Genomic DNA, 23494 nt, shown 5'->3' with positions numbered 1-23494 from the left:
GGTCACTCCTTGTTGAGGTGGTGGTGCGGGCGTCGTGCCGGGCTCGCGGAGTGCAGGCCCCGGCCGGCGGCCGCACGGGCCGCCTCCTGGACCTGCTCCCCGACGGTGGGGTGGACGTGCACGGTGTCGGCGAGGTCCTCCACCGTCGCGCCCATCTCGATGGCCACCGTGCCCTCGGCGACCAGCTCGGAGGCGTGCGGGCCGACCACGTGCAGCCCGAGGACGAGGCCGGTACCGGTCTCCGACACCAGCTGCACCGTCCCGCGCGGGGCGCGCAGCGTGAGTGCCCGGCCGTTGCCGGCCATCGGGACCGTGGTGACGACCGGGTCCAGTCCCTCGGCGCGGGCCGCGGCGGCGGACAGGCCCACCGTCGCGATCTCGGGGTCGGCGAACACCACCGCGGGGATCGCGGCCGGCTGGAAGGCCACCCGGTCCCCGCACAACGCGTCCACCGCGACCGGTGCCTCGGCGTAGCCCTTGTGCGCCAGCGCCGGTCCCGGCGTGACGTCGCCGATCGCGGCCACATGCGGGCGCAGCGTCCGGTCGGGGGCGACGTGCAGGAGGCCGTCGTCGCCCGGCGTCACGCCGAGCCGGTCGAGGCCCAGCTCGTCGGTGTTCGGGCGGCGGCCGACCGCGACGATGACGACGTCGGCCTTCACCTCGACGTCCCGGTCGCCGCAACGCACGTGCAGGATCGTGCCCCGGTGCTCGCCGGCGCGGGCGGCCGTGAGCACGGTGACGCCCAACTCGTCGAGCCGCCGCGCGACCGGACGGGTCAACGCGACGTCGATCTCGGGCAGGATCCGGTCGGCCATCTCCACCAGGGTCACCGACGAACCGAGCTTTGCCAATGCCGTCCCGAGCTCGACCCCGATGTAGCCGGCGCCGACGACCGCCACCGTGGCAGGCAGCTCGGCGAGGTCGAGCGCTCCCGTGCTGTCCAGCACGTGCACGCCGTCGGGCACCAGGTGGGGCAGCACGGCCGGACGCGACCCGGTGGCGATGACGACGTCGCGGAACTCGACGAACGCCGCGCGGCCGGCGGGTGTGCGGACCACGGCCTGGTCCGGGCGGGTGAACCGGAGGTCGCCGGCGAGGACCCGGACCCCGGCGCCGGCCAGCAGCGACCGGACTCCCCCGGTCAGCTCGCCGACGATGCGGGCCTTGTGCGCCTGGAAGGCGCCGAGATCCACCGAACGCTCGCCGACCGACAGGCCCGCCGAGGAGTAGCCGGCGGCCCGTTCCGCCACGCCAGCCATCTCGATCAGCGCCTTCGAGGGGATGCACCCCGCACGCAGGCAGACCCCGCCGACGCCCTCCTCGCCGTCCCGGTCGACGACCAGGACGTCGCGGCCGCGCTGGGCGCCGCGCAGTGCCGCGGCGTACCCGGCGGGGCCCCCGCCGACGACGAGCAGGTCGACGGCCTCGGCGATCTCTCCGACGACCATCAGTCCTCCTCGCCCAGGAGCAGCACCGGGGTGCGGATCAGGCGCTCGAGGGTGTTCACGAAGGCGCCGAGGTGCTCGCCGTCGATCAGACGGTGGTCCGCGGCGACCGCGAGCGGCAGCACCCGGCGCACCGCCGGGACGCCGTCCACCGGGACCACCGCGTCGCGGACCCGGCCGAACCCGGCGATCGCCACCTGCGGGGCATTGATCAGCGGGGTCCCGAGCCAGGTGCCGTAGCTGCCGAAGTTGCTGATCGTGAACGTGCCGCCGGTCGTGTCCTGCAGCGGGAGCGAGCGTTCACGGGCGCCCGCGCCGAGCCGGGCGATCTCCCTGGCCAGGCCGGGCACGCTGCGCCGGCCGGCGTCGCGCAGCACCGGCACGATGAGGCCGTCCGGGGTGGCGGCCGCGATCCCGACGTCGAGACGCCGGTGCAACGTGACCTCCTCGCGCTCCATGTCGAGAGTCGCGTTGAAGTCCGGGTGCCGGCGCAGGGCCGTCGTCACCGCACGGACGAGCAGCGGCAACAGCGTCAGCCGCAGCCCCTGCTCCTCGGCGTCCGCCCGCAGGGTGCGGTGGGCGCGTTCGAGCTCGGTCGCGTCGACCTCGCGGAACTCGGTGATGTGCGGGACCGACCAGGCCGCGGTCATGGCCCGGGCGACCTGACGGCGCAGCCCGCGCAGCGGCCGGACCCGGGTCTCCCCCGCGACGGGCTCCGCCGGGGTGGCGGCGGGGGTGACGGCTGCCTGCGCGGTGACCGGCTCCGGGCTCCGCGCTGCGGCACCGTCGGCGGACCGGGCGCCGCCGGCCATCGCGGCGCGGACGTCGTCGAGGACGATCCGGCCGTTCGGTCCACTGCCGGTGAGCTCGGCCAGCTCGATGCCGTGCTCGACCGCCAGCCGGCGGGTGCTCGGGGCGGCCAGCACCCGGCGGCGGCCGGCGCCGGCGGGGGCCGCGGACGCGGGCACGGGCACGGGCACGGGCACGGGCCGACCGTCGACGGCCGGAGCGGTGGCGAGCGCGGGTTCGCCCGCGGGCTCCGGCTCCACGGCGCCGGCTCCCGAACCCGTCGCCTCGAACGTGAACAGGGCCGACCCGACCGGGACGACGTCCCCCGGCCCGTGCGCGAGCTCGGTGATCACGCCGTCGGCCGGCGCGGGCAGCTCGACCTGTGCCTTCGCCGTCTCGACCGTCACGACGGGCTGGTCGGCGCGGACCTCGGCCCCCGCCGCCACCAGCCACTCGACGATCTCGGCCTCGGCGAGGCCCTCCCCGATGTCGGGGAGCCGGAACACGATCGTGCTCATGCCGCCTTCACCGTCGCCCTCGCCGCCGCGACGACCCGGTCCACGCCGGGCACGAAGTGGTCCTCGATCCGGCCGGGCGGGTAGGGGGTGTCCGGCGCGGCGACCCGCGCGACCGGGGCCTCGAGCGAGTAGAACGCCGCGTCGTTGACCGTGGCCACGACCTCGGCGCCGAAGCCCGCGCTGAGCGGGGCCTCGTGCACGACCACGCAGCGGCCGGTCGCCGCGACGGCGTCGGCCAGACCGGCCTCGTCGAGCGGCACCAGGGTGCGCAGGTCCACGACGGCGGCGGAGATGCCCTCCTCGGCCAGCGCCTCGGCGGCCTTCTCGGCGACCTGGACCGCCGCGCTCCACGCGACGAGGGTGACGTCGGTGCCGTCGCGGGCGACTCGCAGCTTCCCGAACGGCACCGGAGCGTCGCCGTCCGCGACCTCCCCGGTGACCAGGCGGTAGCCGCGTAGTGGCTCGCAGAACAGCACCGGGTCCGACGACCGGACCGCGGTCTGCAGGAGCCCCTTGGCGTCGGCCGGGGTGGCCGGCATGACCACGGAAAGCCCGGGGCTCTGCACGAACTGCGCCTCGAGGGCCTCGGAGTGCAGCTCCGGGGTCCGGACCCCGCCGCCGAACGGAGCGCGGATCACCACCGGCATCGGGAAGCGGCCCTGCGAGCGGTAGCGCATCCGGGCCAGCTGGGCGCCGATCTGGTGGAAGGCCTGGTGGCTGAAGCCGAGGAACTGCATCTCGGCGATGGGCACCAGCCCGGCGGCCGCGAGGCCGATCGCCGCGCCGACGATCGAGGCCTCGGCGAGAGGCATGTCGACGACGCGGTCCGGGCCGAACTCGTCGAGCAGGCCGTCGGTGGCGCGGAAGACGCCGCCGAGCCGGCCGACGTCCTGCCCGAGGACGAGGGTCCGCTCGTCGCGGGCGAGCTCGCCACGCAGCGTCGTGTTGATCGCCTGCAGCATGTTGAGCCGGGTCATCGGGTTCTCACCTGGGCCTGGAGTTCGGCGCGCTGGCCCTGCAGCCGGGACGACAGCGTCTCGGTCACGTGCTCGAAGAGGTGCTCGACACCGGGCGGTTCCATCGCCTCGACGGTCCGCACCGCCTCGTCGATCCGGGCGGCGATCCGCTCGCGCACCGCGGTGTCGTGGGCGTCGTCCCACAGCTCGCGCGTCCGCAGGTGGGTCAGGACGCGACTGATCGGGTCCCGCGGCGCCCACGCCTCCAGCTCCTCCGCGGGCTGGTAGCGGCTGGCGTCGTCCGCGGTGTTGTGGTCGCCGAGCCGGTAGGTCAGCGTCTCGACCAGCGTCGGGCCCTCACCGGCCCGGGCGCGGGCCACGGCGTCGGCCACGACCTGGTGAACGGCGAGCAGGTCGTTGCCGTCGACCAGGGCACCGGGGATCCCGTAGCCCGGCGCGCGGCCCGCGAGCGTCGCCGCGGCGGACTGCCGGGCGCGCGGGGTGGAGATCGCCCAGCCGTTGTTCTGCACGACGAAGACGACGGGCGCGCGCAAGGTGCCGGCGAGGTTGCAGGCCTCGTGGAAGTCGCCCTCCGACGAGGCGCCGTCCCCGCAGAAGACCGCGACGACGCTGTCGCGGCCCTGCAGCGCGTGGCCCCACGCGAGCCCGACGGCCTGCGGGAGCTGGGCGGCCAGGCCGATCTGGATGGGCAGCACGTTCACGCCCTCGGGTGCGGCGCCGCCGCGCGGGTCACCGAGGAAGGTCAGCATGAACTGCTCGAGCGGCAGGCCCTGGCGAAGCAGCGCGGGCAGCTCGCGGTACTGCGGGACGACCCAGTCGCGGGCCGGGTCGAGCGCGAACGCCGCGCCCACCACGGACGCCTCCTGCCCGCGGACCGGCGAGAACGTGCCGAAACGCCCCTGGCGCTGCAGGCTGAAGCCCTTCTCGTCGAAGGCGCGGGAGAACAGCATGAGCTCGCAGGCCTCGCGGAGCTGCTCGTCGGTCATCGTGGCCGCGCGGTCGGGCTCCAGCCCGCCGTCGGGGCGCAGCACCGTCCACGGGGTCGCCTCCCCCTGCTCGGGGCGGAACTGCGGGGCGAATCCGGACATCGACACCTCTCGTGATGGCTGCGCTGCAGCCGGGTTCTCGGGAGACACTGCGGTCACCAGCCGCCGTAGGCGAGCCAGCCGCCGTCGACCGGGATCTGGGCACCGGTCATGTAGGAGGCCGCGGGGGACGCGAGGAACGCGACGACCCCGGCGACCTCGGCCGGCGACGCCAGGCGGCCCAGCGGGGTGCGGCGCTCGATGTCGTCGGCCGAGAAGCGGCCGCTGCTCATGGTCTGCTCGACGAACGGGGTCGCCACGTAGCCGGGGTTCACCGACAGCACGCGGACGCCGCGGGCGGCCCACTCGACGGCGAGCGACTTCGTCAGCCCGTCCAGGCCGTGCTTGGCGGTGGAGTAGCCGGTGCGGCCGGGGATCGCGGTCGCCCCGAGCACCGACGAGACGTTGATGATCGTCCCGCTGCGGGCCGGCAGCATGACCCGCGCCGCGGCCTGGGCGCAGTGGAACGGGCCGGTGAGATTGGTGGCGAGGACGGTCGCCCACTCTTCGGGGGTGATCTCCTCGGCGGCCCGCACGAGCGGGATGCCGGCGTTGTTGACCAGCACGTCGAGGCGGCCGTAGGCCGCGAGGGCGGCGTCGACCAGGATCTGCCCGCCCTCGGGCAGGCTCACGTCCGCGGCGACGCCGACCGCCTCGTACCCGGCCGCCACGATCTCGTCGGCGGCCTCCTTCGCGCGTCCGTCGTCGCGGGAGTTGACCACGACCCGGGCGCCTCCGGCGGCCAACCGGCCGGCGATGGCCCTGCCGATGCCCGAGCTGGAGCCGGTCACGATCGCGACCAGGCCGGCGACCGAGGCTTCGGGGAGTTTCGACTGCACTGTCGCCAAGGGGTGGCCCTTCTGACCGCAGGGGTCATCGCCCGAGGAGGCGGCGCCTCCCCGGTGGGGGTGTGCTCTTCTGCCCGGACGCGCGGTCTCCCCACGCCACTCGCTGTGGTCCGCGTCACCGTCCGGGAACGTGTATCAAGCTTCGGCCGGACGCCCCGCTCCGTCAATGGCGACTCCTCGGTCCTGAACATCCGGAACCCGGATGGCCCCGCGGCGCTACCGGAGATCGGTGGTCGTGTCCGGCACGGGCGTCCCGAGCAGGGTCTCGAGCAGCGCCGACGCCGCCGGGGAGCCGGCCAGGGCCGGTGCCCAGTACACGCCGACCTCGCGGTACACCCGCGGGGAGACCCCGACGACCGCCACGCCGTCGGTCCGGACGCTGTCGATCGCGAGCCGGTTGGTGAAGCCGAGCGCGAGCCCGCTGCGGACCAGGCCGACGAGGATCTGCGGCTGGTCGGACAGGAACCGGATCTGGGGTTCGATGCTCTCCCGGGTGAGCAGCCGGAAGGCCTCGGTGTCGTAGCGCAGGTCGTGCCCGGAGACGACGAGCTGCTCTCCGCGCAGATCCGCCAGCGCCGCTGTCTCCTGGTCCGCCAGGCGGTGCCCCGACGGGACGACGAGGCACATCGGCTCCCGCCACAGCAGCCTGTGGCGCAACGAGTGGGTGCTGCGTGGCGGCGGCAGGGTCGGCCGGACCGCGAGCAGGGCGGGCCCCTGGTCCAGGGCCCGGTCGATGCCGCGCACCGCCTGTTCGACCAGCTCGACGCGGATGCCGGGGAAGTCCTCGGAGAAGCGGCGGAGCACCTCGGGCACGAATGCGGCGCCGGCGCTCGGGTAGGTCGCGAGCGTGACGGCGCCCCGGATCAGGCCCTGCACGGAGGCCATCGCGGCCCGCCCGGCGTCGAGTTCCTCGACCATGGCCCGTGCGTGGGTCACGAGGGCCTCCCCCGCGGCGGTGAGCCGGGCGGGCCGCTGGTCGCGGTCGAACAGCTGCGCGCCGAGCTCACGTTCCAGGGACGCGATGTGGCTGGAGATCCGCCCCTGGGACCGGTAGAGGTGCACGGCGGCCGCGGTGAACCCGCCGCGGTCGACCACTGCGAGGAACGCGTGAATCCACTCGATCTGCACGGTTGCCGATCCTCGCCCCAGCAGGTTCCTCGAGCAGCGGAACCCCCGTCACATTCGGCGCGCGTCGGACGAGTCATCCTCCGGACAGCTGTGCACACCGATCGTCGGAGGCAGAGGTGACCGGCTAGGGCGTGTCTTGTAAGGGTTCTGACCTGCTGTCGGTGATCATGCTCGGGTGGTGGGTCGGGGTGAGCTGACGGACAAGGCCTGGGCGCGAATCGAGCCGTTGCTGCCCCCGGTCGCAGGGCGAGGCCGGCGGTGGCGCGATCACCGTCAGGTGATCAACGCGATCCTGTGGAAGCTGCGCACCGGCGCCCCGTGGCGCGACCTGCCCGAGCGCTACGGACCCTGGAAGACCGCGCATGAACGCCTGCGGATCTGGACCGCGGACGGCACCTGGGAACGCATCCTCGACGACGTGATCGTCAAGGATGACGCCGTCGGGAACGTGGAGTGGACCTTCAGCATCGATTCCAGCAGCGTCCGGGCTCACCAGCACTCCGCCGGTGCCCGGAAAAAGGGGGCTGCACCACTGGGTGGGTCGAAGCCCTCGCCGTCGATGGAGAAGCCCTCGGACGGTCCCGTGGCGGGCTGACCAGCAAGATTCATCTCGCGGTCGATGGGCGCGGACTGCCGATGTCGGTGATCCTCACCCCGGTCCAGGCCGGGGACAACCCACAACTGCTCCCGCTGCTCGATCAGATCGTGGTCGGCCGAGACGGACCCGGCCGACCACGCACCCGGCCCGACCGGGTGCTGGCCGACAAGGCCTACTCCCACCCCTCGACCCGCGCGGCGCTACGCCGGCGCCGCATCGCGTTCACCAGCCCCGAACGCAGCGACCAGATCCAGCGCCGACGCGCGAAGGGCCCCCGCGGCGGTCGCCCACCGGCGTTCGACCCGGCCCTCTACGCCAGTCGCAACGTGGTCGAACGCTGCTTCAACCGGCTCAAACAGTTCCGCGCCCTCGCCACCCGCTACGCGAAGCGCGTGGCCTACTACCGATCGGAGATCATCATCGCCGCGACCGTGTTGTGGCTGCGCACCGACTTACAGGACACGCCCTAGCCGCGTGCGGCGTCAGCCGCAGCGCTCGATGATCAGCTCCCGCACCCGCTTCGCGTCGGCCTGGCCCTTGGTCGCCTTCATCACGGCCCCGACGATCGCGCCCGCGGCCTGGACCTTGCCGTCGCGGATCTTCTGGGCCACGTCGGGCTGGGCGGCCAGTGCCTCGTCGACCGCGGCGATGAGCGCGCCGTCGTCGGAGACGACCGCCAGCCCGCGCGCGGAGACGACCTCGTCGGGCGTGCCCTCGCCGTCGAGCACGCCGTCGACGACCTGGCGGGCGAGCTTGTTGTTCAGCTCCCCCGACGCCACCAGCTCGATCACCCGGGCCACCTGCGCCGGGGTGATCGGCAGGGCGTCCAGCGCCACCTCGCGGGAGTTCGCCTGCTGCGTCAGGTAGGCGACCCACCAGCTCCGGGCGTCGCCCGCGGGCGCGCCCTCGGCCACGGTCGCCTCGATGAGGTCGAGCGCACCGGCGTTGACCAGGTCGCGCAGCTCCTCGTCGGACAGCGACCAGTCGGCCTGCAGCCGCGCGCGCCGGGCCCAGGGCAGCTCGGGCAGCGTGGCCCGCAGCTCCTCGACCCACTCCGCCGACGGGGCGATCGGCACCAGGTCGGGCTCCGGGAAGTACCGGTAGTCCTCGGAGGTCTCCTTGATCCGGCCGGACCGCGTGCTGGCCGTGTCCTCCTGGAAGTGCCGGGTCTCCTGCACGACCTGCTCGCCCGCGTCGAGGACCGCGGCGTGCCGGCTCATCTCGTAGCGCACGGCCCGCTCGACCGACCGCAGCGAGTTGACGTTCTTCGTCTCCGACCGGGTGCCGAGGATCCCGGAGCCGCGCGGCGACAGCGACAGGTTGACGTCGCAGCGCATCGAGCCCTGGTCCATCCGGACGTCGGACACCCCGAGCGCGGAGATCAGGTCGCGCAGCGCGGTGACGTACGCGCGCGCCACCTCCGGCGCCCGTTCGCGGGTGCCGGGGATCATCTTCGTGACGATCTCGATCAGCGGGACGCCCGCGCGGTTGTAGTCGAGCAGCGAGTACTCGGCGCCGTGGATCCGCCCGGTGGCGCCGCCGACGTGCAGCGACTTGCCGGTGTCCTCCTCCATGTGCGCGCGCTCGATCTCCACGCGGAAGACCTCGCCGTCGTCGAGGGTGACGTCGAGCCACCCGTCGACGGCGATCGGCTCGTCGTACTGGGAGGTCTGGAAGTTCTTCGGCATGTCCGGGTAGAAGTAGTTCTTCCGGGCGAACCGGCCCCACGGGGCGATCGAGCAGTTCAGCGCCAGCCCGATGCGCATCGCCGACTCCACCGCCGTCCGGTTGACGACGGGCAGCGACCCGGGCAGGCCCAGGCAGGTCGGGCACACCTGGGTGTTGGGCTCCGCGCCGAAGCCGGTGGGGCAGCCGCAGAACATCTTGGTGTTCGTGTTGAGCTCGACGTGCACCTCGAGCCCGAGCATCGGGTCGTAGCGCGCGACGACGTCGTCGAAGTCGACCAGTGACGCGGTCATGCGGACACCTCCGGGGCGACGAGCGCTTCGCGGGTGGACTCGTAGGCGGCGGCCACGCGGTACATCACGGCCTCGCCGAGCGCGGGCGCCATGATCTGCAGGCCGACCGGCAGGCCGTCGGACAGCCCCGACGGCACCGACATCGCGGCGGTGCCGGCGAGGTTGGTCGGGATCGTGGCGAGGTCGTTGAGGTACATCGCCAGCGGGTCGTCGACCTTGTCGCCGATCGGGAACGCCGTGGTGGGCGTGGCCGGGGAGACCAGGACGTCGGCCCGGCCGAAGGCGGCGGCGAAGTCGCGCGAGATGAGCGTGCGGACCTTCTGCGCCTGGCCGTAGTAGGCGTCGTAGTAGCCGCTGGACAGGGCGTAGGTGCCCAGGATGATGCGGCGCTTGACCTCCGGGCCGAAGCCGGCCTCGCGGGTCGCCGCCATCACGGCCTCCGCCGAGGCGCCCTCGGAGACCCGCAGGCCGTAGCGCATGGCGTCGAAGCGGGCCAGGTTGGACGAGACCTCGCTCGGCAGGATCAGGTAGTACGCCGCGAGCCCGTACTCGAAGTGCGGGCAGCTGACCTCGACGACCTCGGCGCCCAGCTTCTCCAGCTGGCGCAGCGCGGCGTCGAAGGAGGCCTGGACGCCCGGCTGGTAGCCCTCACCGGTGAGCTCGCGGACGACGCCGACGCGCAGGCCGGACAGGTCGCCGTTCGCCCCCTCCCGGGCCGCCGCGACGACCGAGGGGACCGGGGCGTCGATCGAGGTGGAGTCGAGCGGGTCGTAGCCGCCGATGACCTCGTGCAGCAGCGCGGTGTCGAGCACGGTGCGCGCGCACGGGCCGCCCTGGTCGAGCGAGGACGCGCAGGCGATGAGGCCGTAGCGCGAGACGCCGCCGTAGGTGGGCTTGACGCCGACGGTGCCGGTGAACGCGGCGGGCTGGCGGATCGAGCCGCCGGTGTCGGTGCCGATCGCGAGCGGGGCCTCGAAGGCGGCCAGCGCCGCGGCGGAACCGCCGCCGGAGCCACCGGGGACGCGTGTGGTGTCCCACGGGTTGTGCGTGACGCCGTAGGCGGAGTACTCGGTGGACGAGCCCATCGCGAACTCGTCCATGTTGGTCTTGCCCAGGATCGTGACGCCGGCCGCGCGCAGCCGGCTCGTCACCGTCGCGTCGTAGGGCGGGCGCCAGCCCTCGAGGATCCTCGAGCCCGCCGTGGTGGGCATGTCGGAGGTCGTGAAGACGTCCTTGAGCGCCAGCGGCACCCCGGCCAGCGGCGACGCGGGGGCGGTGCCCGCGGCGATCGAGTCGTCGACCAGCGCGGCCGAGGCCAGCGCGGCGTCGGCGGCGACGTGCAGGAACGCGTGGACGGTGCCGTCGACGGCGTCGATGCGGTCGAGGTGGGCCTGCGCGACCTCGACGGCCGAGACCTCGCGCGAGTGGATCTTCGCGGCCAGGTCGGCCGCGGTGAGGCGGGTGAGATCCGACATCAGGCCTCCTCCCCCAGGATCTGCGGGACGCGGAACCGGCCGTCCTCGGACTCCGGGGCCCCGGAGAGCGCCTGCTCCTGGCTCAGGCCGGGGCGCAGCACGTCGGGGCGGAAGACGTTCTCCAGCGGCACCGCGTGCGACGTCGGGGGGATGTCGTCGGCCGCGACCTCGCCGACGCGCGCGACCGACCCGAGGATGACGTCGAGCTGGCCTGCGAAGACATCGAGCTCGGCGTCGGTGACGGCGAGCCGGGCCAGCCGGGCGAGGTGCGCGACCTCGTCACGGGTGATCGCGGCGGACAATGGACCCTCCAGGGCGATGGATGAACGGGGGCGGCGACGCCGGGGCACGACCATCGGTCGGCGCGTCGAGTCTAGTCCCCACCCCGACACGCTCCGTTGTTGCGTGCGGAGCCCCGGATCCTGACAGAATCGCCACCCAGTGCCGCGCCTGCGGGACGGGTCGAGGAGGCGTGGCGTGTCGTTCCTGCTCCGGGTGGTGCTCCCGGACAAGCCGGGGAGCCTCGGGGCCGTCGCCACCGCCCTCGGCGCCGCGGGAGCCGACATCCTCGGCGTCGACGTGGTCGAGCGCTCCCGCGGGCACGCCGTCGACGACCTCGCCGTCGAGCTGCCGTCGGGCCGCCCGCCGGACGTGCTCATCACCGCGGCCGAGTCGGTGCCCGGCGTGCAGGTGGAGTCGGTGCGGCCGCACTCGGGCAAGCTCGAGACCCACCGCGAGCTGGAGCTGATCGAGGCGATCACCGTCGACCCCGGGCACGGGCTGCAGCTGCTCGCCGAGGGCGTGCCGCGGATCTTCCGGGCCGGCTGGGCGCTGGTCGCGGCGCGGGAGGGCACGCGCGCCTACCGGATCGCCGAGAGCAGCGCCGCGCCCGAGACCCGCGCCGCCGACCTGCCGTGGCTGCCGCTGCGGCGCGCGATCGCCGTCGACCCCGAGGTCCACCAGGTCCCGTCGCCGTGGACCGACCTCGACACCGAGCTGGCCGCGGCCCCGTTCGGGCCGTCCACGCCGCACGCGCTGGTCGTCGGGCGCCCGGGCGGGCCGGCGTTCCGGCCGTCGGAGCTGGCCCGGCTGGCCCACCTCGCCGGCATCGTGACGACCATCCTCGGCAGCTGATGGACCGCCCCTGGGCGCGGGTGCCGAGCTGGGTCGGCGCAGCGGTGCGACCCGAGCTGTCCGGGGCCATCGAGGAGATCATCACCGTCGTCCGGGCCGAGGTGCCCGACTACACCCGCCCACTGACCGGGCGCTTCGGGATGCGGATCACCGAGGGCGTGTCGGTGGCGCTGAGCCAGTTCGTCGACCTGCTCGGTCGCGACGAGGCCCTCACCGACACCCGCGTCTACCGCGCGCTGGGGCAGCTGGAGCACCGCGAGGGGCGGACGCTGGCCGCGCTGCAGTCGGCCTACCAGGTCGGCAGCCGCCTGCTGTGGCGCCGGCTCGGCAGCAGCGCCACCGCCCGCCAGCTCCCGCCCGAGGTCATCTTCGCGCTGGCCGAGGCCCTGTTCACCTACATCGAGCAGCTCTCCGCCGCCTCGGTCGCGGGATGGGCGGCGGAGGAGTCGAGCCGGGCCGGGTCGCTGCAGACGCGGCGGCACGCGCTCGTCGAGCTGCTCTCCCAGCAGCCGCCCGCCCCCGCCGCCGAGGTGGAGCGGGCCGCCGGGGCCGCGGGCTGGCCGCTGCCGCCGAAGCTCGCCGCGCTGGCCGTCACCGACGTCGTGGAGGTCGCGGCCCGGATCCCGTCGGCCGTGGCGGCGGACGTCGACCCGGTGGGGCTGGCGCTGATCCCCGTCGTCGACCGGACGGGGTGGATCGACCGCGTCCGCAGCGGCGTCGGCAACCGGCGGGCCGTGCTGGGGCCGGTCGTCGACGTCGCGCAGGCGCACCGCTCGATCGCCCGCGCCCGCACCGCGTGGCCGCTGCACGCCGCGGGGCGGCTCGGCACGTCCGACCGTCTGGTGCGCGCCGACGAGCACCTGCTCGCCCTGCTGCTGGCCGGGGAACCGGAGCTGGCCGAGGACCTGCGCGGGCGCGCCCTGTCCCCCCTGCAGGAGCTGCCCGCCGGGGCCGCGGCGCGCGCGGAGGAGACGCTGCGGGCCTGGCTGGACGCGCACGGCGACGTGACGGCCACGGCCGGGGCGCTGCACGTGCACCCGCAGACCGTGCGCTACCGCCTCGCGCAGCTGCGCGACGCCTTCGAGGGGGCGCTGGACGACCCGCTGGCCCGGCTGGAGCTGGCGATCGCGCTGCGGAGCGCGCCGCCGGACGAGACCCCCTGAACTGCAGCATGGCCACCTTCACGCAACCTGGTTGCGTGAAGGTGGCCATGCTGCGAGCTGGCTGGCGGGTCAGGCCGTCTTCGGGGCCCCGCCCGGGAACGCGTAGCGGAAGATCTTGCGGAGCACCTTGAAGTACTGCTTGGGCAGCGGGCCCGCGGTGTAGGGCAGGCCGTAGCGGTCGCAGATCTCGCGCACCCGCGGGGCGATCTTCGCGTAGTGGTTGCTCGGCACGTCCGGGAACAGGTGGTGCTCGATCTGGTGGCTCAGGTTGCCCGTCATCAGGTGGAACGTCGGGCTGCCGGTGAGGTTGGCCGAACCGAGCATCTGGCGGACGTACCACTCGCCCTGCGTCTCGTTCTCCAGCCGCGACTCCTCGAACGTCTCCGTGCCGTCCGGGAAGTGGCCGCAGAAGATCACGGCGTGCGACCAGATGTTGCGGATCGTGTTGGCCGTGAGGTTCGCGGCGGCGGTCTGCACGAAGCCCGGGCCGGACAGCAGCGGGAACAGCACGTAGTCCTTCGCGAGCTGCTTGCGCGTCTTGCGCCAGAGGTTCTTCAGGTCGGCCTTCGCCTCGGACCAGGGCTTTGTGCCCTCCCCGACCTTCTCCAGCTCGATGTCGTAGATCGCGATGCCCCACTCGAAGATCAGCGAGAGGCCGACGTTCGTGAGCGGCTGGAACAGGTCCGTGGGCTTCCACGGCTGCTCGGGCGTGACGCGCATGACCGCGTAGCCCAGGTCGCGGTCCTTGCCCCGCACGTTGGTGAACGTGTGGTGCTCGAAGTTGTGCGACTTCTGCCAGGCCTTCGACGTGGACGCGTGGTCCCACTCCCACGTGGTGGAGTGGATCTTCGGGTCCTTCATCCAGTCCCACTGGCCGTGGAGGACGTTGTGCCCGATCTCCATGTTGTCGAGGATCTTGGCCACGGAGAGCGCGGCGGTGCCCGCGAGCCAGGCCGCCGGGTTCAACGAGAAGATCAACGCGCCGCGGCCGGCGATCTCCAGGCTGCGCTGCAGCTTGATGACGTTGTGGATGTAGCGGGCGTCGGACTCGCCGAGGCCGCCGAGCACCTCGTCGCGGATCCCGTCGAGCTCGGCGGCGAGCGCGTCGAGCTGCTCGGGGGTCAGGTGTGCGGCCGCGCTGGGCGCGATCGTCGGGACCGTGCCGGCGATGCGGCTCGGCAGCGGGTTCTCGACGACGAGCGGCTCGACCTTCTTCACCGAGGTGGTGCGCACCGGGGCGGTGCGGGGGGTGGGCCGGTCGATGGCGATGGTCATGCGGATCTCCCTACAGCTCGATCTCGACGTCGCCGGCGGCGCCGGACACGCAGGTCCGGACGGTGTCGCCCGGGGTGTCGTACAGCTCGCCGGTGTTGAGGTCACGGACCGCGCCCGAGCGCAGGCGCCCGACGCAGGTGTGGCAGATGCCCATGCGGCAGCCGTTGGGCAGGACCGCTCCCGCGGCCTCCCCGGCCACCATGAGCGGCGTGCCCGGGGCGGCCTCGGCGGCGATGCCGCTGGTGGTGAACGAGACGGTGCCGCCGGTGCTGTCCCCGGCGAAGGCCGGCGGGACGAAGCGCTCGACGTGCAGCGCGTCCGGGTCGCCGGAGCGCGCCCAGTGGGCGGTGAGGTCGTCGAGCATCCCGGCCGGGCCGCAGACCCAGGCCTGGCGCGCGGCCCAGTCGGGCACGCAGTCGCCGAGCGACTCGGGGGTCAGGCGGCCCTCCAGCGCGGTGTGCCGCTCGACCAGGCGCAGCCCGGTGGACGCGGCCAGGGCACGCAGCTCCAGGCCGAAGACCATGTCGCGGGGCGTGCGGTCGCAGTGCACGAGCACCGCTCCGTCGAGGGTCTCGGGACGGGACGCGGCGAGCTCGCGCAGCATCCCCATGACGGGGGTGATGCCGCTGCCCGCGGTGACGAACAGCAGCTTCTCCGGCACCGGGTGCGGCAGCACGAACTCGCCCGCGGGCGGTCCAAGGCGGACCACCGTGCCCACCGGGGTGCGGTGGGCCAGCGCCCCGGAGACCGCTCCGCCGGGGATCGCGGTGACCGTGACGGCGAGCAGGTCGTCGGCGGGGCGGGAGGTGGCCGAGTACGTGCGCCAGTTCCACACGCCGTCGAGCCGCACGCCGATGCCGACGAACTGGCCCGGCAGGTGCCGGGTCCGCGCGCGGCCGGGCTTGAGCAGCAGCGTCGTGGTGTCGGCGGTCTCCCGACGCAGTCCCACGACCCGCGCGTGCGGCTCGCTCGCGGACCACATCGGGTTGAGCGTGCCGAGCACGTCGTCGGGCAGCAGGGGCTGAGTCAGCCATCCCGCCGCCGTGTAGGCCTGTCGGCCGATCGCACCCAGAACACCCATGTCCGCAACGGTATTGCGCTTTTCGACGAGACACCACGGCCTGAGCCACGACGAAGCGGTCGTTTCTGTTGCGAACGCCAAAAGCGCTTGTCAGAAGCGCAGTTTGAGGGCCGTCTCCACGAGGTCGTCGTTACCTGTACCCAGCCAGCCGTCCGGCCGAACCAGGACGTCCTCGAACCCGATGCGGGTGTCGAGGTTGTTGCGCATGGCGTACTCGAGGACCGGCCACGCGCCGTCCTCCTCGCCGTGCAGCAGGACCGGGACCTGCAGCGGACCCAGCGCACGCAGGATGCGGACGCCCTCGGCGACGGCGGTGTCCGGATCCGGCACCGTGGACTCCGCGAGGACCCGCACCGTGCCGGGCGGGACGCCGGTGGTGCGCAGGGTGACCGCGTCGCCCCCGGTCCACACCCCGAGCTCGACGCCGATGCCGACGGACGCGGCGGCCGCGCACACGTCGGTCCAGCCCTTCTCGTGGACGTTGACCGAGCAGACGTCCGGCTTGCCCATGCCCAGCCGGCCCCAGGCCAGCACCGCCTCGATCCGCAGCCGCGGGTCGGGCTGGATCCACCGGCCGGTGGTCACCCCGATCTCCATGTGCGGCACCTCGTTGCGGATCGCCGCCACCGCGTCGGCGACGTGCACCGGGTCGAGGGTCTCCTCGGCGTCCGGGCCCCGCGGGTGGACGTGCACCGAGGCGATGCCGTGCAGGGCGACCGCCCGCGCGTCGCGCGCGAGGTGGCGGGCCAGCACGGGCAGCGCGGGGTGCGCGTCGGCGGGACGCGAGCCGTTCAGAACTGCCTGCAGCACCAGCGCACCCCCGTCACAGGCGGATCCTAGCCCTCGCCCCGATCCCCCACCCCGTCCGAGTGGAGAGCCCGTCGACCGGCCCCGGCGCCGGGGTCACGGTCGGGGAACGGCGGGGCCGATCCGGGGCGGGTGGTGGCCGGGCGGCGGGTCAGCCGCCGATCGTCGCCACCTCCGTGGCCGCGTCGGGCCCGCGGTCGAGCAGGATCCGGAACCCGGCCTCGTCGAGGATCGGGACCCCGATCTCCAGTGCCTTGTCGTACTTCGAGCCGGGGGCCTCCCCCGCCACGACGAACGCCGTCTTCTTCGACACCGACCCGGCGGCCCGGCCGCCGCGCGCGGTGATGGCCTCCTTCGCCTCGTCGCGGGAGAAGGACTCCATCGACCCGGTGACGACGATCGACAGGCCCTCGAGGGTGCGGCCGACCGAGGTGTCGACCTCGTCGACCATCCGCACGCCCGCCGCCCGCCAGCGGGCGACGACGTCGCGGTGCCAGTCGACGGAGAACCAGTCGCGCAGGGCCATGGCGATCGTGGGCCCGACGCCCTCGACCCCGGCGATCGGCGCCAGTGCCGCGGCCAGCTCCTTCGCCCGCGCCCGGGCCTCGGCCCTGGCCTGCTTCTCGGCGGCCAGCGCCCGCTCCTCGGCGGACGGCTCGGCCGGGGCCCCTTCGGCGGCCTCCCCGCCGGCCGTCGCGTCCACGGAGGCGTCCGCGGCGGCGTCGACGTCCGCATCTGGGGCGTCGACGTCCACGTCCGGGGCGGCGGTGTCCGCGGCGTCGGTGGCGTCGGCATCGGTGGGGTCGGCATCGGTGGCGGCGGCATCGGTGGCGGCGGCGGTGGCGGCCGTCGGCTCCACGACCGCCAGGTCCTCCGCCTCGGCCGCGGACCCGTCGGAGGTGATGGCCAGGCCGACGGCCTCGGTGGCCCGCGCCACCTCCTCGGCCGCCGCCTCGATCGCCTCCATCGAGGTGAACTCGCGGGCCAGGGCCTGGGCCGCGGTGGGACCGACGTGGCGGATCGAGAGCCCGACCAGCACCCGCCACAGCGGCCGGTCCTTCGCCGCCTCCAGGTTGACCAGCAGCTTGCGCCCGTTGGCCGAGAGCTCCCCCGCCTTGGTGCGGAACAGGTCGGTGCGCAGCAGGTCGTCCTCGGTGAGGGCGAAGACGTCGCCCTCGTCGCGCACCACGCCGGCCGCGAGCAGCGCGACGGCGGCCTCGTAGCCGAGCCCCTCGATGTCGAACGAGCCGCGCCCGGCCACGTGGAACAGCCGCTCCCGCAGCTGCGCGGGGCAGGACCGCGAGTTGGGGCAGCGCAGGTCGGCGTCGCCCGCCTTCTGCTGGGCCAGCGCGGTGCCGCACTCCGGGCAGTGGGTGGGCATGACGAAGGCGCGCGCGTCGGCCGGACGCACGTCGACGACCGGGCCCAGCACCTCCGGGATGACGTCGCCCGCCTTCCGGATCACGACGCGGTCGCCGATCAGCACGCCCTTGCGCACCACCTCCTGCGCGTTGTGCAGCGTGGCCATCGACACCGTGGACCCCGCCACCACCACCGGCTCCATCACCGCGAACGGGGTGACGCGGCCGGTGCGGCCCACGTTGACCTGGATGTCGAGGAGCGTGGTGACGGCCTCCTCCGGCGGGTACTTGTAGGCGATGGCCCAGCGGGGGGCGCGCGAGGTGGACCCGAGCCGCCGCTGCAGCGCGACCTCGTCGACCTTGACGACGATGCCGTCGATCTCGTGCTCGATGTCGTGGCGGTGCTCGCCCCAGTGCACGGTGTGCGCGACGACCTCGTCGACCCCCGACAGCACCACCGTGCGCTCCGAGACCGGCAGCCCCCACGCCCGCAGCGCGTCGTAGCCCTGTGACTGGCGGACCGGCGTGAAGCCCTCCCGCTTGCCGAAGCCGTGGCAGATCAGCCGCAGGTGCCGCGAGGCCGTGACGCGCGGGTCCTTCTGCCGCAGCGAACCGGCGGCGGTGTTGCGCGGGTTGGCGTAGACCGGCTTGCCCGCCTCGACCATCTGCGCGTTGAGGGCCTGGAAGTCCTCCAGCCGGAAGTAGACCTCCCCGCGGACCTCCACCAGCGCCGGGACGGGGAACTCGGCGGTGCCGGTGAGCTGTTCGGGGACCTCCTCGAGCGTGCGCATGTTGAGGGTGATGTCCTCGCCGGTGCGCCCGTCGCCGCGGGTGAGCGCGCGGGTGAGCCGCCCGTCCTCGTAGAGCAGGTTGACGGCGAGCCCGTCGATCTTGAGCTCGCAGAGGTAGTGCACCTCCTCCGTCCCGACGTCGCGGGCCACCCGCTCGGCCCAGGCGCGCAGCTCGTCGGCGGCGAAGGCGTTGTCGAGGCTGAGCATCCGCTCCAGGTGGTCGTGCGCGGTGAACACCGTGGAGAAGCCGCCGACCCGCTGCGTCGGCGACGCGGGCGTGACCAGCTCCGGGTGCTCCTCCTCCAGGGCCAGCAGCTCGCGCCACAGCTCGTCGAACTGGCCGTCGGAGATGACCGGCGCGTCGAGGACGTGGTAGCGGAAGAGGTGTCCGGACACCTCTTCGGCCAGCTGCGCGTGCCGCTCCGCGGCAGAGACTGGACTCACGGTCGGGAGGTTACCGAGGACCCCTGTCACTCACCGGCCGTCGGCGTCCACGGACGGGTCCTCGTCGGGCGGGTCGAGGAACGCCGCCCCCAGCTCGCGGCACAGGGCCAGCGCGCGGCGGGCCCAGTGCGGGGAGGCGCCCGCGAGACCGCAGGTGGGGGTGGGGACGCACAGCGCGGAGAGGCGGACGCGGTCGAAGCCGAGCCGGTCGGCGAGGTCGAACGCCGGCTGCGCGAGCCGCCGCGACGTGACGCGCCCCGCCGGCTCGACCGACGGGACCAGCCCGAGCAGCAGCGGCGTGCCGGCGTCCCAGATCTCGCCGATGCGGTCGAGCGCGGCGGGCTCGGCGGTGCGGCCGGAGACCGCGGGCCGGGTGGCGTCGACCGACACCGCCGACGCCCCGACGCCTGCCAGCAGCTGCAGCGGGGCGTCGTCGGCGCAGCAGTGCAGCACGACGGGCACCCCGAGGGCGGCGATCAGGTCGCGCAGCACGTCCGACGCCGCCTGGTCGCTGACCCCGCGCACCGTGCCGTAGCCCGACGGCGTGGGGATGCGGGCGCCGAGGACGGCGGGCAGCGACGGCTCGTCGAGCTGCAGGAGCACCTGCGCGCCGGTGCGGGCGGCGACCTCGGCGACGTGCGCGCGCAGGCCCTCGGTGAGGCTCGCGGCGAACTCGCGCACGGCCCCGTGGTCGGTGAGGACGCGGTGCCCGGTGCGCAGCTCGACGCCCGCCGCCAGCGTCCACGGGCCGGTGGCCTGCACCTTCACCCAGCCCGGACGCACGCGCTCGCAGGCCTCCTGGAGCGCGTCGAGGTCGAAGCGGAGCAGGTCGACGGCCCGGGAGTGGTCGCGACCCGGCCGCGACGCGACCCGGTAGCCCGACGGCCGCACCTCCACCGCGATGTCGACGAGCAGCGCCGCGGTGCGCCCGATCATGTCGGCGCCGACGCCGCGCGCGGGCAGCTCGGGCAGGTGCGGCAGCAGCGGCAGCTCCCCCACGACGACGCCGGCGGACTCGCGGACGTCGGTGCCGGGCATCGAGCCGACGCCGGTGGCGGCGCCGTCGGGCCACCGCGGCAGCGCGACGGGCTCGGCGTCCTCCTCCTCGACGACGGACACCGAGGCCCGCGGGGGCGGGGCGGCACCGGGGCGCGCGTCGCCGAGGCCGGCGGCCGCGAGGGCGGCGGCCAGCGGGTCCTCCGGCTCGGGAGGGGCGGGGGCGAGCCCGGCGGCGGCGAGCGCGGCGGCCAGCGGATCGTCGGTGCTCATGCTGCGCTGTCTACCAGGCGGGCCGTCAGGCCCTGCGGTAGCGGGCGTCGAACAGGCAGTGGACGCCGAACGCCACGAGCCCGAGCGCGAGCAGCACCAGCAGCGGCGGCCCGTACGGCTCGTCGGCGAGGGCCTGCAGGCCGGCGTCGAGCGTGGTGGGCGCGGCGGGGTCGTAGCGGACCGCGGCGATGACGATCAGCACCCCGGGCACGCCGTAGGCGACGCCGAGGGCCGTCCAGCCGACCTGTCCGACGCGCGTGACCAGGGTGGAGCGGCGCAGGCCGACCCCGCGGAGGTCGAGCTCGCGCAGGAACGTGTGCTGGACGCCGCGGCGCACCGCGTACGCCGACCCGACGACGACCCCGGCGCCCGCGATCCCCACCAGCCACGGCCCGCCCGGCCAGCCCAGCACGACCGAGGTGAACGAGGGCCCCGTCGACGGTGCCCCGCCCTTCGCGGCCGTCGACCCGGCCGACCACGCGAGCACCCCGAACAGCCCGGCCTCGGCGAGGTTGATCGCGATGCGCAGCGCGCGCTGCCGCGGCGGGCTGCCGCGGTGGCCCAGCACCGCCTCCGCGAGCTGCCAGACCACCAGCGCCACCAGCCCGACCGTGACGACCCACAGCAGCACCAGCCCCGGCCCGGTCGCGGCGACGGCCGCCAGCGCGCCCTTCTTGTCGGCGCGCTCGCGGTCGCCGAACGCGACCTGCACGGCCAGGGCCGCGACCAGCACGTGGACCAGGCCGTAGGACACGAGACCGACGCGGCCGACGGACCGCAGGACCACACCGACCCCCTCCGCGGCGTCGTCGCGGGTGACATCGGCGGTGATGTCGGACATCTCGGGCCTCCCGGGGTCGCCGCATGGTGGCAGCAGGTGGCGCCGCGACGCCACCGGTGGAGGCCGGATGCGTCCGAACGCCCGCTCGGACGTCGCAGTGGGGTGGCTTCACTGCAGTCCGGTCGGAGTGCAGCCACCCCACTGCGACCGGGCGGACCCGCGGGGCGCGGCCGGGCTCAGCGGGTCGACGTGATGCGGGCGCTGCCGCGCACCAGGTCACCGTCGTACAGCGCCACCGCCTGGCCCGGGGCCACCCCGCGCAGGGGCTCGGCCAGCTCCACGCGCACGGTGGCGTCGGGGCCGGGGTGGACGACCGCCGGGGCCAGCCCCCCGTGCGCCCGGACCTGCACCGTGCAGTCGAACGGACCCGCGGGGGCCGTGCCCGAGCTCCACACCGCGGCCACCGCATCGATGCCGTGCACGTCGAGCGCGTCGGCCGGGCCCACCCGCACCGTGCCCGAGACCGGCTCGATCCCCAGCACGTAGCGGGGGCGGCCGTCGGCGGCGGGGGCGTCGACGCCCAGCCCCCTGCGCTGGCCGACGGTGAAGCCGTGCACGCCGTCGTGGCGGCCCAGCTCGACCCCCGAGGAGTCGACGATCGCCCCCGGGCGGGTCCCGATCCGCTCGGTCAGGAACGCGCGGGTGTCGCCGGAGGGGATGAAGCAGATGTCGTGGCTGTCGGGCTTGTCGGCGACGCGCAGCCCGCGCGTCGCCGCCTCCGCGCGCACCGCGGGCTTGGGGGTGTCGCCGAGCGGGAACATCGCGTGCCGCAGCTGGTGCGCCGTGAGCACCGCGAGGACGTAGGACTGGTCCTTGTCCCCGTCGACGGCCCGGCTCAGCTCGCCCTGGCGGAGGCGGGCGTAGTGCCCGGTGCAGACGGCGTCGAAGCCCAGCGCCAGCGCCCGGTCCAGCAGCGCCGCGAACTTGATCTTCTCGTTGCACCGCAGGCACGGGTTCGGGGTCTCCCCCGCCGCGTAGGCCGCCACGAAGTCGTCGACGACGTCCTCGGCGAACCGGGCGGCGAAGTCCCAGACGTAGAACGGGATGCCGAGGACGTCGGCGGCGCGACGGGCGTCGGCGGCGTCCTCCTTGGAGCAGCAGCCGCGCGACCCGCCCCGCAGCGCCGCCGGGGTCTCCGACAGCGCGAGGTGCACCCCGACGACGTCGTGCCCGGCGTCGACGGCCCGGGCGGCGGCCACGGCGGAGTCGACGCCGCCGCTCATCGCCGCGAGCACGCGCATCAGCGGGAGACCCCCGCCCGCCGTGCCCGCTCGACGACCTGACCGATCACCGCCGCCACCGCGTCGACGTCCTCGGGGCGGGAGGTGTGGCCGAGTGAGAACCGCAGGGAGCCGCGCGCCGTCGCCTCGTCGGTGCCCATCGCGAGCAGCACGTGGCTGGGCTGCGCGACGCCCGCCGTGCACGCCGAGCCGGTGGAGCACTCGATGCCGTGCGCGTCGAGCAGCATCAGAAGGGAGTCGCCCTCGCAGCCGGGGAAGGACAGGTGGGCGTTGCCGGGCAGCCGCGACGGGCCCCCGTCGACCTCGCCGGTGCCCGGGTCGCCGTTGAGGGTGGCGTCGCCGACGGTGGCCCGGACCTTGCCGATCAGGTCGTCGCGCAGGCCGCTGAGCATCGCGGCGCGGCGCGGGGCGTCGGCCACCGACAGCTCGACGGCGGTGGCCAGCCCGACGACGGCCGGGGTGTCGAGCGTGCCGGAGCGCACGTCGCGCTCCTGGCCGCCGCCGTGCAGCAGCGGCGTCAGCTCGACGGTGCGGCCCAGCAGCAGCGCGCCCGCGCCGTACGGACCGCCGAGCTTGTGCCCGGTGAGGGTGAGCGCGTCGACGCCGGAGGCCGCGAAGTCGACCGGCAGGATCCCGACGGCCTGCACGGCGTCGGTGTGCAGCGGCACGTCGAACCCGTGCGCGACGGCGGCCAGCTCCCGGATCGGGTTGACGGTGCCGACCTCGTTGTTGGCCCACATCACCGACACGAGCGCCACGGTCTCCGGCGCCCGTTCGAGCGCGGCCCGCAGCGTCTCCGGGAGCACGCGGCCGGTGCCGTCGACGGGCAGCAGCTCGACGGTGGCGCCGGAGTGCTCGGCGAGCCACTGCGCGGAGTCGAGGACGGCGTGGTGCTCGATGCCGGGGATCAGGACGCGGACCCGGCGCGGGTCGGCGGCGTGCCGCGCCCAGAACAGGCCCTTGACCGCCAGGTTGTCGCTCTCGGTGCCGCCCGTGGTGAGCACGACCTCCGACGGCCGCGCGCCGACGGCGGCGGCGATGCGCTCGCGGGACTCCTCGACGTCGCGGCGGGCGCGGCGCCCGGCCGAGTGCAGCGACGACGCGTTCCCGGTGCGGGACAGCGCCCCGCTCATCGCGGCGACGGCCTCGGGCAGCATCGGCGTGGTCGCCGCGTGGTCGAGGTAGGTGGAGCCGGCGCTCGGTGGCGTCACGTCACATGGCCTTCCCGTGTCGCTGGGTCGACCC

The 23494-nt window shown here is 74.7% G+C and carries 19 protein-coding genes and 1 pseudogene; 3 read left to right on the top strand and 17 right to left on the bottom strand.

The annotated features are described in order from the left end of the window. Positions 1 to 2: 2 nt before the first annotated feature. The 6 genes from lpdA to H6H00_RS14435 all read right to left on the bottom strand — a co-directional run bounded on the left by lpdA (position 3) and on the right by H6H00_RS14435 (position 6790). Positions 3 to 1448: a dihydrolipoyl dehydrogenase gene (gene lpdA, locus H6H00_RS14460; protein ID WP_185721764.1), complete on the bottom strand. Its 1446-nt coding sequence runs from the start codon at positions 1446 to 1448 to the stop codon at positions 3 to 5. After that, entirely contained in the window at positions 1448 to 2752 is a 1305-nt protein-coding gene (locus H6H00_RS14455; protein WP_185721763.1) for a dihydrolipoamide acetyltransferase family protein, read from the bottom strand. The genes lpdA and H6H00_RS14455 overlap by 1 nt, the downstream gene beginning before the upstream one ends. Beyond that, on the bottom strand, positions 2749 to 3729 hold the full coding sequence (locus tag H6H00_RS14450; RefSeq protein WP_185721762.1) for an alpha-ketoacid dehydrogenase subunit beta: 981 nt from the start codon (positions 3727 to 3729) through the stop codon (positions 2749 to 2751). The genes H6H00_RS14455 and H6H00_RS14450 overlap by 4 nt, the downstream gene beginning before the upstream one ends. Further along, positions 3726 to 4817, bottom strand: coding sequence for a thiamine pyrophosphate-dependent enzyme (locus tag H6H00_RS14445; protein WP_185721761.1), 1092 nt, complete (start codon positions 4815 to 4817; stop codon positions 3726 to 3728). Before H6H00_RS14445 ends, H6H00_RS14450 begins: the two co-directional genes overlap by 4 nt. Positions 4818 to 4870: 53 nt before the next feature. Then, positions 4871 to 5653 (bottom strand): SDR family NAD(P)-dependent oxidoreductase, encoded by a 783-nt coding sequence (locus H6H00_RS14440; protein ID WP_255425836.1) that lies wholly within the window; start codon positions 5651 to 5653, stop codon positions 4871 to 4873. A gap of 225 nt (positions 5654 to 5878) precedes the next feature. Continuing rightward, a complete protein-coding gene (locus H6H00_RS14435) occupies positions 5879 to 6790 on the bottom strand; it encodes a LysR family transcriptional regulator (protein WP_185721759.1) in 912 nt (303 codons plus the stop codon). A gap of 175 nt (positions 6791 to 6965) precedes the next feature. Between H6H00_RS14435 and H6H00_RS14430 the strand changes: the two are divergent. Continuing rightward, positions 6966 to 7858, top strand: a pseudogene (locus tag H6H00_RS14430) (IS5 family transposase). Between the two features lie 12 nt (positions 7859 to 7870). On the opposite strand, the gene gatB reads toward H6H00_RS14430, so the two are convergent. Genes gatB through gatC form a run of 3 tightly spaced genes read right to left on the bottom strand, consistent with a single transcriptional unit; the run spans position 7871 to position 11144 of the window. Further along, complete coding sequence (gene gatB, locus H6H00_RS14425; protein WP_185721758.1) at positions 7871 to 9367, bottom strand: Asp-tRNA(Asn)/Glu-tRNA(Gln) amidotransferase subunit GatB; 1497 nt, start codon at positions 9365 to 9367, stop codon at positions 7871 to 7873. Continuing rightward, on the bottom strand, positions 9364 to 10842 hold the full coding sequence (gatA, locus tag H6H00_RS14420) for an Asp-tRNA(Asn)/Glu-tRNA(Gln) amidotransferase subunit GatA (RefSeq protein WP_185721757.1): 1479 nt from the start codon (positions 10840 to 10842) through the stop codon (positions 9364 to 9366). Before gatA ends, gatB begins: the two co-directional genes overlap by 4 nt. Continuing rightward, positions 10842 to 11144: an Asp-tRNA(Asn)/Glu-tRNA(Gln) amidotransferase subunit GatC gene (gene gatC / locus H6H00_RS14415; RefSeq protein WP_185721756.1), complete on the bottom strand. Its 303-nt coding sequence runs from the start codon at positions 11142 to 11144 to the stop codon at positions 10842 to 10844. Before gatC ends, gatA begins: the two co-directional genes overlap by 1 nt. A 175-nt stretch (positions 11145 to 11319) precedes the next feature. Here gatC and H6H00_RS14410 point away from each other — a divergent pair, with 175 nt between their 5' ends. Together H6H00_RS14410 and H6H00_RS14405 are read left to right on the top strand one after the other, a co-directional pair. Beyond that, positions 11320 to 11976 carry an ACT domain-containing protein gene (locus H6H00_RS14410; protein ID WP_185721755.1) on the top strand — a complete coding sequence of 219 codons (657 nt, stop codon included), beginning with the start codon at positions 11320 to 11322 and terminating at the stop codon, positions 11974 to 11976. Beyond that, positions 11976 to 13139: a PucR family transcriptional regulator gene (locus H6H00_RS14405; protein ID WP_185721754.1), complete on the top strand. Its 1164-nt coding sequence runs from the start codon at positions 11976 to 11978 to the stop codon at positions 13137 to 13139. The genes H6H00_RS14410 and H6H00_RS14405 overlap by 1 nt, the downstream gene beginning before the upstream one ends. A 69-nt stretch (positions 13140 to 13208) precedes the next feature. On the opposite strand, the gene H6H00_RS14400 is transcribed toward H6H00_RS14405, so the two are convergent. From H6H00_RS14400 to H6H00_RS14365, 8 genes are all read right to left on the bottom strand, one after another. After that, the gene (locus H6H00_RS14400; protein ID WP_185721753.1) at positions 13209 to 14414 is read right to left on the bottom strand and encodes a fatty acid desaturase family protein; all 1206 of its coding nucleotides are present in this window, start codon (positions 14412 to 14414) and stop codon (positions 13209 to 13211) included. A gap of 10 nt (positions 14415 to 14424) precedes the next feature. Next, positions 14425 to 15495, bottom strand: coding sequence for a ferredoxin reductase (locus tag H6H00_RS14395; RefSeq protein ID WP_185721752.1), 1071 nt, complete (start codon positions 15493 to 15495; stop codon positions 14425 to 14427). Positions 15496 to 15585: 90 nt separating this feature from the next. After that, positions 15586 to 16305: a 3-keto-5-aminohexanoate cleavage protein gene (locus H6H00_RS14390; RefSeq protein ID WP_185721751.1), complete on the bottom strand. Its 720-nt coding sequence runs from the start codon at positions 16303 to 16305 to the stop codon at positions 15586 to 15588. A gap of 148 nt (positions 16306 to 16453) precedes the next feature. Continuing rightward, entirely contained in the window at positions 16454 to 18898 is a 2445-nt protein-coding gene (gene ligA / locus H6H00_RS14385) for an NAD-dependent DNA ligase LigA (protein ID WP_185721750.1), read from the bottom strand. Positions 18899 to 18928: 30 nt separating this feature from the next. Continuing rightward, positions 18929 to 19936 (bottom strand): uroporphyrinogen decarboxylase/cobalamine-independent methonine synthase family protein, encoded by a 1008-nt coding sequence (locus tag H6H00_RS14380; RefSeq protein WP_379539755.1) that lies wholly within the window; start codon positions 19934 to 19936, stop codon positions 18929 to 18931. 256 nt (positions 19937 to 20192) lie between these two features. Further along, positions 20193 to 21008: a DUF1206 domain-containing protein gene (locus H6H00_RS14375; RefSeq protein ID WP_185721748.1), complete on the bottom strand. Its 816-nt coding sequence runs from the start codon at positions 21006 to 21008 to the stop codon at positions 20193 to 20195. Positions 21009 to 21184: 176 nt separating this feature from the next. Next, positions 21185 to 22249, bottom strand: coding sequence for a tRNA 2-thiouridine(34) synthase MnmA (gene mnmA, locus H6H00_RS14370; protein WP_185721747.1), 1065 nt, complete (start codon positions 22247 to 22249; stop codon positions 21185 to 21187). Further along, positions 22249 to 23460, bottom strand: coding sequence for a cysteine desulfurase family protein (locus H6H00_RS14365; RefSeq protein WP_255425752.1), 1212 nt, complete (start codon positions 23458 to 23460; stop codon positions 22249 to 22251). The genes mnmA and H6H00_RS14365 overlap by 1 nt, the downstream gene beginning before the upstream one ends. Positions 23461 to 23494: the final 34 nt, after the last annotated feature.

The sequence above is a fragment of the Pseudonocardia petroleophila genome (assembly GCF_014235185.1).
GTDB classification, from domain to species: domain Bacteria; phylum Actinomycetota; class Actinomycetes; order Mycobacteriales; family Pseudonocardiaceae; genus Pseudonocardia; species Pseudonocardia petroleophila.
Note: the sequence above shows the minus strand (reverse complement) of the source record. Positions and strands in the feature narration are given on the sequence as shown.

Coding starts and splice junctions, on each gene's coding strand:
- mnmA (WP_185721747.1), bottom strand. CDS start 22,249: ATGCGCGTGCTCGCGGCGATGAGCGGCGGCGTCGACTCCGCCGTGGCC.
- H6H00_RS14445 (WP_185721761.1), bottom strand. CDS start 4,817: ATGTCCGGATTCGCCCCGCAGTTCCGCCCCGAGCAGGGGGAGGCGACC.
- H6H00_RS14450 (WP_185721762.1), bottom strand. CDS start 3,729: ATGACCCGGCTCAACATGCTGCAGGCGATCAACACGACGCTGCGTGGC.
- H6H00_RS14400 (WP_185721753.1), bottom strand. CDS start 14,414: ATGACCATCGCCATCGACCGGCCCACCCCCCGCACCGCCCCGGTGCGC.
- gatA (WP_185721757.1), bottom strand. CDS start 10,842: ATGTCGGATCTCACCCGCCTCACCGCGGCCGACCTGGCCGCGAAGATC.
- gatB (WP_185721758.1), bottom strand. CDS start 9,367: ATGACCGCGTCACTGGTCGACTTCGACGACGTCGTCGCGCGCTACGAC.
- lpdA (WP_185721764.1), bottom strand. CDS start 1,448: ATGGTCGTCGGAGAGATCGCCGAGGCCGTCGACCTGCTCGTCGTCGGC.
- H6H00_RS14395 (WP_185721752.1), bottom strand. CDS start 15,495: ATGGGTGTTCTGGGTGCGATCGGCCGACAGGCCTACACGGCGGCGGGA.
- H6H00_RS14380 (WP_379539755.1), bottom strand. CDS start 19,936: ATGCCCGGCACCGACGTCCGCGAGTCCGCCGGCGTCGTCGTGGGGGAG.
- H6H00_RS14405 (WP_185721754.1), top strand. CDS start 11,976: ATGGACCGCCCCTGGGCGCGGGTGCCGAGCTGGGTCGGCGCAGCGGTG.
- H6H00_RS14455 (WP_185721763.1), bottom strand. CDS start 2,752: ATGAGCACGATCGTGTTCCGGCTCCCCGACATCGGGGAGGGCCTCGCC.
- H6H00_RS14375 (WP_185721748.1), bottom strand. CDS start 21,008: ATGTCCGACATCACCGCCGATGTCACCCGCGACGACGCCGCGGAGGGG.